This is a genomic window from Gordonia hirsuta DSM 44140 = NBRC 16056 (assembly GCF_000333015.1).
GTDB lineage: Bacteria > Actinomycetota > Actinomycetes > Mycobacteriales > Mycobacteriaceae > Gordonia > Gordonia hirsuta.
In genome coordinates this window covers 36,203-43,946 of record NZ_BANT01000045.1, presented here as the reverse complement: position 1 = coordinate 43,946, position 7,744 = coordinate 36,203, and the positions used below count along the sequence as shown (strand labels likewise).

At 69.1% G+C, this 7,744-nt stretch carries 10 protein-coding genes; 3 read left to right on the top strand and 7 right to left on the bottom strand.

From position 1 onward, the window contains the following. From GOHSU_RS17295 to rimP, 4 genes are all read right to left on the bottom strand, one after another. The coding region (locus GOHSU_RS17295; protein ID WP_005943259.1) for a translation initiation factor IF-2 N-terminal domain-containing protein at positions 1–311 on the bottom strand (311 nt) is incomplete at its 3' end. Between the two features lie 99 nt (positions 312–410). Further along, positions 411–659 (bottom strand): YlxR family protein, encoded by a 249-nt coding sequence (locus GOHSU_RS14285; RefSeq protein ID WP_428829737.1) that lies wholly within the window; start codon positions 657–659, stop codon positions 411–413. Positions 660–746: 87 nt separating this feature from the next. Then, a complete protein-coding gene (gene nusA / locus GOHSU_RS14280; RefSeq protein ID WP_005943255.1) occupies positions 747–1,802 on the bottom strand; it encodes a transcription termination factor NusA in 1,056 nt (351 codons plus the stop codon). Positions 1,803–1,887: 85 nt separating this feature from the next. Further along, positions 1,888–2,445 carry a ribosome maturation factor RimP gene (rimP, locus tag GOHSU_RS14275; RefSeq protein WP_005943252.1) on the bottom strand — a complete coding sequence of 186 codons (558 nt, stop codon included), beginning with the start codon at positions 2,443–2,445 and terminating at the stop codon, positions 1,888–1,890. A gap of 82 nt (positions 2,446–2,527) precedes the next feature. On the opposite strand from rimP, the gene GOHSU_RS14270 reads away from it, so the two are divergent. Together GOHSU_RS14270 and GOHSU_RS14265 are read left to right on the top strand one after the other, a co-directional pair. Further along, positions 2,528–3,007 (top strand): hypothetical protein, encoded by a 480-nt coding sequence (locus tag GOHSU_RS14270; protein ID WP_005943249.1) that lies wholly within the window; start codon positions 2,528–2,530, stop codon positions 3,005–3,007. Then, a complete protein-coding gene (locus tag GOHSU_RS14265; RefSeq protein WP_005943246.1) occupies positions 3,004–3,438 on the top strand; it encodes a ferritin-like domain-containing protein in 435 nt (144 codons plus the stop codon). The genes GOHSU_RS14270 and GOHSU_RS14265 overlap by 4 nt, the downstream gene beginning before the upstream one ends. Here GOHSU_RS14265 and GOHSU_RS14260 read toward each other — a convergent pair. Beyond that, positions 3,435–5,168: a proline--tRNA ligase gene (locus tag GOHSU_RS14260; RefSeq protein WP_029759843.1), complete on the bottom strand. Its 1,734-nt coding sequence runs from the start codon at positions 5,166–5,168 to the stop codon at positions 3,435–3,437. The two genes, GOHSU_RS14265 and GOHSU_RS14260, sit on opposite strands and share 4 nt — an antisense overlap. Before the next feature lie 55 nt (positions 5,169–5,223). On the opposite strand from GOHSU_RS14260, the gene yaaA reads away from it, so the two are divergent. Then, positions 5,224–5,964 carry a peroxide stress protein YaaA gene (gene yaaA, locus GOHSU_RS14255; protein ID WP_005943242.1) on the top strand — a complete coding sequence of 247 codons (741 nt, stop codon included), beginning with the start codon at positions 5,224–5,226 and terminating at the stop codon, positions 5,962–5,964. A 38-nt stretch (positions 5,965–6,002) separates the two neighbouring features. On the opposite strand, the gene GOHSU_RS14250 is transcribed toward yaaA, so the two are convergent. Both GOHSU_RS14250 and cobA read right to left on the bottom strand, forming a co-directional pair. Beyond that, positions 6,003–6,494 (bottom strand): hypothetical protein, encoded by a 492-nt coding sequence (locus GOHSU_RS14250; protein ID WP_005943239.1) that lies wholly within the window; start codon positions 6,492–6,494, stop codon positions 6,003–6,005. Then, the gene (gene cobA / locus GOHSU_RS14245) at positions 6,494–7,729 is read right to left on the bottom strand and encodes a uroporphyrinogen-III C-methyltransferase (RefSeq protein WP_005943236.1); all 1,236 of its coding nucleotides are present in this window, start codon (positions 7,727–7,729) and stop codon (positions 6,494–6,496) included. The genes GOHSU_RS14250 and cobA overlap by 1 nt, the downstream gene beginning before the upstream one ends. Between the last annotated feature and the right edge of the window lie 15 nt (positions 7,730–7,744).

Here is a 7,744-nt window from a genome sequence, read left to right as displayed (position 1 = left end):
GGCTTGGCTGCGCCTGGCTTGGGGCCGGGCGCCGCAGGCTTGGCCGCTGCGGCCGAGCCGGGGGTGGCCGCGGTTGCGGCCTTCTTCGGTGCCGCCTTCTTGCCGGGTGCCGCCGGCTTGTCACCGGCGGGCTTGTCATCGCCGCCGTCGGCGGACTTGAAAGCTTCGCGAAGTCGACGGGCCACCGGGGCCTCGACGGTCGACGACGCGGATTTGACGAATTCGCCCTGCTGCTTCAGTCGTTCCAGCACTTCCTTGCTGGTGACGCCGAATTCCTTGGCCAATTCGTGGACGCGGGCCTTGCCTGCCACTGCTCTCCTCACTTGGAGGTCGAGCGGGGCTCCCGCTGCGACCTCGGTTTAACTGACGTACGTGCTCATCGTGGCGACTTCACGGTGTGCTCATGTCTTCTACTCACCTGTCTGACTCGCTGCGGAGCCCTCTTGGCCGCCCTCACCGAAAATCTCGGCGAGGTCGTTCGGGTCCACGGTCAATCCGCGCACCCGGAGTGCCGGTCCGAATGACTGCCGCCGCACCGCCGCTGCCACACAGGACTGCGACGGATGCAGCCAGGCACCACGTCCCGGCAAGCTCTTCCGGTGGTCGATCACCAGCGTGGTGGCCCCCTCTCGGGAACCACCTTCCAGTGAATCGGCCACCACCCGGACCAGCTGGGACCGCGGACTGCGTTGACGGCAGCCCAGGCACAGACGGATCGGAGGTGTCGACTCTGGAAGAACCACCGATCAGTCTAACCCATCGGCAGCACTCTGGGCACCAGCGTCGCTCTCGCCCGGTGCGTCCTGGTCCGCGCCCGTCTCGGCATCCGAACGGATGTCGATCCGCCAGCCGGTGAGCCGGGCCGCCAGGCGGGCGTTCTGCCCCTCCTTGCCGATCGCGAGCGAGAGCTGATAATCGGGAACGATCACCCGCGCGGCCTTGGCCTCGGCGTCGATCACCTCCACCGAGATCACCTTGGCTGGCGACAGCGCATTGCCGACGAATTCGGCCGGGTCGGTCGAATAGTCGATGATGTCGATCTTCTCGCCGCCCAGTTCACTCATCACATTGCGCACCCGCTGCCCCATCGGACCGATGCAGGCACCCTTGGCGTTGAGTCCGGCGACACCGGTGTGCACGGCGATCTTGGACCGGTGGCCGGCTTCCCGGGCCACCGAGACGATCTCCACTTCGCCGTCGACGATCTCGGGCACCTCCAGGGCGAACAGTTTGCGCACCAGATTCGGGTGGGTCCGCGACAGGGTGATCTGCGGTCCGCGCATCCCGCGCTGAACGCCGACCACGTAGCACTTGACCCGGTCGCCGTGCTTGAGGCTGTCGCCGGGGACCTGCTCACCGGGCGGGATGATCCCTTCGGCCGTATTGCCTTCGGTACCCAGTTCGACGACGATCATGCCCTTGGCGTTGGCGCGCGCATCGGCCTGGACGATGCCGCTGACGATCTCACCCTCGTGGGCCATCAGTTCGCCGAACTGCTTCTCGTTCTCGGCGTCGCGGAGCCGCTGCAGGATCACCTGGCGCGCGGTGGTGGCGGCGATACGGCCGAAACCCTCGGGGGTGTCGTCCCACTCGTGCACCACCTCGCCGTCTGCGTCGCGCTCCTGTGCCATCACCCGCACCTGGCCGGACTTGCGGTCGATGTCGATGCGCGCATGCGGGGCGAACCCGTCGGTGTGCCGGTAGGCGGTCAGCAGCGCGGTCTCGATCGCGGTGACCACGGTCTCGGCCGGAATATCCTTCTCGGACTCGATCAGCCGCAGCGCGGTCATGTCGATGTGCATGGGTGACTCCTATTCGTTTGTCGGATTGAATTGTCTGACCGGGCCAACAACTCCCGGGCGGAGACTCAGTGGACCTGGACGGGACTTATCGGGCGGGTGTGCGCCGCAGGGAGATCTCGGCGTCGTCGAGGCCGCAGGCACGCAGTTCGGCCTCGCCGGGTCGGGTGAAGTCGACCTCGATCACGGCGTGATCGATATCGGACAGGGCGATGTCCCGGGTGCTCATCCGCCCCTTGTCGTTGCTGAGCAGAGTGACCGTACGCGCATCGGTATCTGCCACCCGGCCGGCGACGGTCTCGGCGGCAGTTCGCACGGTGACCTTGCGTCCGCGGGCCCGGCGCCAGTGACGCGGCAGGGTCAGCGGACGCCCGATACCCGGAGTGCTGACCTCCAGGTCGTAGGCCTCGTCACCGAAGACATCAGCGGCATCCAGCGCCGTCGACAACTCGCGGCTGAGGTCGGCGACCTCGTCCAGGCTCGCCCCGCCGTCGCGGTCGACGATGATCTGCAACCGGCGGCGTCCAGCCGGTCCATCCACGCGGATGTCCTCCAGGTCGTAACCGGTTCGCAGAAGAACCTGGTCGGCCGCGGCAGCGATCTGCGCGGAAAAGCCGTCGGCGGTCTGCTGGTCCTGCTGGGTCATCGCCGCTCTCCTCCTCGCTGTCGCGCCGACACACGTCGGCCTTCCATCCTAGGCCATCGGCGCTCCTGGCAGAATCGGCCGAGTGACCCCCCATGCAGCCCCGAACCGGCGCACCGTCCTTCGCGGTGCGGCCGGCCTGAGCGTGGGTCTGGCGACCGGTGCGGCCGCCCTCGCCTGCGCTCCCGGCCCCTCCGAACGCACGCTGGCCGCCCAGGCCCTGGTCGAGCCCGCACGCCTCGCCCGCCGGCAGCAACGGCAGGCACAGCAGCTGGCGGTACGCGAGACCGCATACACCCAGGCGCTGGGCCGGGTGGCCGCCGAGCGGGGCGCACACGCCCAGGCGCTGATCGACGAGATCAACCGCCTCAACGCCCCGACCGCCGCCGACGTCGACCAGACCGTCGCCCCGCTTCCGGTCACCCTCGATGCGCTCCGGGACGGGCTGGATCAGGCCGCCCGGAACAGCGCCGACGCGGCCGCGGCAGCCGACGGCTTCCGGGCCGGTCTGCTGGCATCGATCAGCGCATCCTGTACAGCCCTTCGAGAGGTTCAGCTGGCATGAGCGACACGGTTGCGGCACTGACCGAGGCGATCGACGCGGAGAACGCGGCGATCTTCACCTACGGTGTGACGACCGCCTTCGCCGGAACCGGCCAGCGTCGCACCGTCGGCGAATACGTGGCCGCCCACCGCATCGAGCGCGATCAGCTCGGCGTCGATCTGACCGCCGCCGGCGGGACGCTGCCGCAGGCCGCTGCCGGATACACCCTGCCGGTCGAGGTGACCGATCCGGAGTCGGCGGCCACCGTGCTGCTGGCAGCCGAACAGGAGTGCGCGCGCGCCTACCGGGCGATGGCCGAACGCGTCGACACCGCCGCACTGCGCCGACGGGCCGTCGACGGCCTCACCGGCTGCGCCGTGCGCGCCTCACACTGGCGGGCCGCACTGGGACAGTCCCCGGTGACGGTGGCCTTCCCCGGAGATCCGGACTAGCCGCGCACCGCCGCGATGATCGCCTCGATCGCGCCGTCGATCGGCACTGCGGTGGCCTCGCCGGTGGCGCGGTCCCGGACCTCCACGGTGCCCTCGGCCCAGCCGCGTCCCACCACGACCACCGTCGGCATGCCCAGCAGCTCGGCATCCTTGAACTTGACCCCGGGTGAGGCCTTGCGATCGTCGAAGAGCACCTGCAGCCCGGCCGCATCCAACTCCTCGGCCAACTGCTGGGCCCCGGCGACGGCGGCCTGGTCTTTATTGGCGATCACCAGATGCACATCGAAGGGCGCCACCTCGCGGGGCCAGACCAGGCCCTTGTCGTCGTGGCGCTGTTCGGCGATCACCGCGACCATCCGGGACACGCCCAGACCGTAGGAACCCATGGTCACGCGCACCGGCTTACCGTTCTCCCCCAGCACGTCCAGCTCGAAGGCATCGGCGTACTTGCGCCCCAGCTGGAAGATGTGGCCGATCTCGATGCCGCGCGCGGTTTCGAGCACACCCTGCCCATCGGGTGAGGGATCTCCGGCACGCACCTGCGCGGCCTCGATGACCCCGTCGGGGGTGAAGTCGCGTCCGGCCACCAGGTCGACCACGTGCTTTCCGGCCTCGTCGGCGCCGGTGATCCACCGGGTGCCGGTCACCACCCGCGGATCGACCAGGTAGGTGCCGCCGGCGGCCTGCACACCCTTGGGTCCGATGTAGCCGCGGACCAGGGCCGGGTTGGCGGCGAAGTCGTCGTCGGTGAGCAGTTCCACCTCGGCCGGTTCCACCGAGGCCTCCAGCCGCTTGAAGTCCACTTCCCGATCGCCGGGGATACCGATTCCGGTGATCACCCAGTCCTCGCCGGGTTTGCGGATCTTGACCAGCACGTTCTTCAGGGTGTCGGCGGCCTCGACACTGCGGCCGTCTAGCGCCTGGTTGGCCCAGGCGACCAGGGTGTCGATGGTCGGGGTCTGGCCGGTCTCATGGACCACCGGCGCCGGCGCATCGTCGTACGGCAGTTCGGCGGGCACCGGGGTGATCACGGCCTCTACGTTCGCCGCGTACCCGGATTCGACGCAGCGGACAAAGGTGTCCTCGCCGACCTCGCACTCGGCGAGGAATTCTTCGGAAGCACTGCCGCCCATCGCCCCGGAGGTCGCGGCGACGATCACGTACTGCACCCCCAGCCGGTCGAAAATGCGCTGGTAGGCCGCCCGGTGCAGATCGTAGGAGTGGTCCAGACCCGCATCGGTGGTGTCGAACGAGTACGAGTCCTTCATGACGAATTCGCGTCCGCGCAGCAGACCCGCACGCGGACGCTCCTCGTCGCGGTATTTGGTCTGGATCTGGTACAGGATCACCGGCAGATCCTTGTACGAGCTGTACTCGCCCTTGACCAGCTGGGTGAACAGTTCCTCGTGGGTGGGCCCTAGCATCATGTCGTTGCCCTTACGGTCCTGCAGCCGGAACACGTTGTCGCCGTATTCGGTCCAGCGGCCGGAGGTCTCGTACGGTTCGCGCGGCAGCAGCGCCGGCAGCAGGATCTCCTGGGCACCGAGCGCATTCATCTCCTCGCGCACGATGTCCTCGATCTTGCGGAACACCCGCAGCCCCAGCGGCAGCCACGAGTAGACACCCGGTGCGGTGCGGCGGATGTAGCCGGCCCGCACCAGGAGCTTGTGGCTGGGCACCTCGGCGTCGGCGGGGTCGTCGCGCAGGGTACGCAGGAACAGGGTCGACATACGCGTGATCACACCGGGCAGTGTAGCCACGGCACGTGCTCGCTACGGTGGTCGGGTGCTGGTGATCCTTCCCCCTTCCGAAACGAAATCCGACGGTGGTTCCGGTGCGCCCCTGGACCTGGACCGGTTACGGCTTCCCGAGCTGAATCCGGTACGACGGCGCCTGGCCGAAGCCATCGTGGGGCTGGCGGCGGATCTGGACGCCTCCCAGCGTGCCCTGGGTCTGAGTAAGACGCAGTTGGCCGAAGTCGAACGCAATGCCGACCTGTTCGATGCACCGACCACGCCGGCGATCACCCGGTATACCGGGGTCCTCTACGACGCCCTGGACTACCCGGGGATGACGCGGGCGGCCAAGGACAAGGCCGCCGAGCGCCTGATGATCGGCTCGGCGCTGTTCGGGGTCGTCGGGGCCGCCGACCCGATTCCCGCCTACCGGCTGTCCGGCGGATCCAGACTGCCCGGTTTCGGCACGCTGGCCTCGGTGTGGAAACCGGTGCTGGCCCCGGCGCTGGATCGGATCGACGACTTCGTGCTCGACCTGCGCTCGGGCGCCTATCTGAATCTGGGGCCCGTGCGAGACTCGGTGACCGCGACGGTGGTGACCGAGGCCCCGGACGGCACCCGGAAAGTGGTGAGCCACTTCAACAAGCATTACAAGGGTTTGATCGCGCGCACCCTGGTACAGACGCGCGCGCAGGTCCGCGACATCGACAAGCTCGCCGCGGTGCTGGCCGACGCCGGACATCGGGTGGAGATCGCTTCCCCGACCGAGATCGTCGTCGTCACCGAATGAACCCGGCAGCATGAACCCGGTGGACGGCCGGGCCGGAGCTAGAGTTCGTCGCGGTTGAAGTTGCGCAGCCACTCGTTGGGATCCAGCTCGTCCTCGGCATCGTGCTCGTCGCCGGTGTCCCGGACCCGGCGGCCACCGTACTGCTGCTCGGACACCTGAACCCGCTGCGCCCGCAGCCGCCCGTACCCGTAGGCCGACGCCATGAAGATCACTCCGGTGACGAAACCGACCAGCATCGCGGTGACGCCGGATTCGCCGCCGGTCGCCTTGCGTGAGACCTGCATGATCCAGCCGTTGAGCGTGATCACCGCCAGACCGCCGAACAGGGTCGGCACACCCACGGTCACCCAGCTGTTCTCCGAGACCGGGGCGATACCGCGACGGCGACGCTGCCATTGCCAGACCGACATCACCACGACGGCGACGCCGACCAGCACGGCGGTCAGCAGTGGCGGGAACCACCAGGCGCCGATCGCCGAGATCAGCAGGATCAGGCCGCAGGCCCCACCGACCCACCATCCTGCGCGCATCAGATCTGTCCTCCGGCGAAGCCGACCACCCGGTCGGCATCGGTGAATCCGGCCACCGCGCCGATCACGACGATCGCCGGCGGCTTCAGGTCCTGCGCCTGCGCGGCCGCCGCGGCCCCGCCCAGATCGGCGCGGATGAGCCGCTGATCGGGCCGCGAGGCGTTCTCGATCATCGCGACCGGAGTGTCGGGAGACTTCCCACCGGCCAGCAGCGCCTCGGCGAACGCGCCCAGTCGCTGGACACCCATCATCAGCACCAGCGTGCCGCGCAGCCGGGCCAGCGCAGCCCAGTCGGTCAGCGAATCCGGGTGACCGGGGGCCACGTGCCCGGAAACGATGACCACCTCGTGGGTCACCCCGCGGTGAGTGACCGGAATCCCTGCCAGCTCCGGTGCGGAGATCGGCGAGGTGATCCCCGGCACCACGGTCACCGGTACCCCTGCTTCGACGCAGGCCTGCAGTTCCTCGAATCCGCGGCCGTACACGTACGGGTCGCCACCCTTGAGCCGGACGACGAATCTGCCCTCCCGGGCCCGGTCGACCAGGATCTCGTTGATCTTCTCCTGGCGCATGGCACGGCCGTAAGGCACCTTGGCCGCGTCGATCACCTCCACCTGCGGCCCGAGCTCGTCGAGCAGCGCGCCGGGGGCAAGCCGATCGGCGACGACGACGTCCGCGCGCGCCAGCAGGCGCCGCCCGCGGACGGTGATCAGGTCCGGATCGCCCGGTCCACCGCCGACCAGGGCGACGCCCGGCGCGTGCGGGGCGGTCGCGTCGACCTGCAGCGAGGTCCCGTCGGCCAGGGCCGCAGAGATGGCTGCACGCACCGCGGCGCTGCGGCGGTGATCTCCGCCGGCGAGCACCCCGAACTGGAGACTGTCGTGCCGCCCGGAGGCCGGGGTCACCGCGGTCCCCTCGCGGGCGTCGTCGGCACGCACGCAGAAGATGCGTCGCGCGGTGGCTTCGGCGACGACGGCCGCATTCACCTCCGGATCGTCGGTGCAGGCCAGCGCATACCAGGCACCTTCGAGGTCACCGTCGGTGTACTCGCGGACATCCACGGTGACCGCCGGCTCGGATTCGACCGTCGGCCGTGGGTCGACGGCGATCACGTGTACCTGCGCACCGGCGCCGATCAGATTCGGCAGCCGCCGCTGGGCGACACTGCCGCCACCGACCACGACAACCTTGCGTCCCCGCAGATCCAGCCCAGCCAGATAGTGTCCTTCGCCCATGAGGCACGAGCCTAC

Excerpts from the sequence above, each read along its gene's own strand:
- nusA (WP_005943255.1), bottom strand. The coding sequence starts at position 1,802 with ATGCACATCGACATGACCGCGCTGCGGCTGATCGAGTCCGAGAAGGAT.
- rimP (WP_005943252.1), bottom strand. The coding sequence starts at position 2,445 with ATGACCCAGCAGGACCAGCAGACCGCCGACGGCTTTTCCGCGCAGATC.
- GOHSU_RS14265 (WP_005943246.1), top strand. The coding sequence starts at position 3,004 with ATGAGCGACACGGTTGCGGCACTGACCGAGGCGATCGACGCGGAGAAC.
- cobA (WP_005943236.1), bottom strand. The coding sequence starts at position 7,729 with ATGGGCGAAGGACACTATCTGGCTGGGCTGGATCTGCGGGGACGCAAG.
- GOHSU_RS14250 (WP_005943239.1), bottom strand. The coding sequence starts at position 6,494 with ATGCGCGCAGGATGGTGGGTCGGTGGGGCCTGCGGCCTGATCCTGCTG.
- GOHSU_RS14260 (WP_029759843.1), bottom strand. The coding sequence starts at position 5,168 with ATGTCGACCCTGTTCCTGCGTACCCTGCGCGACGACCCCGCCGACGCC.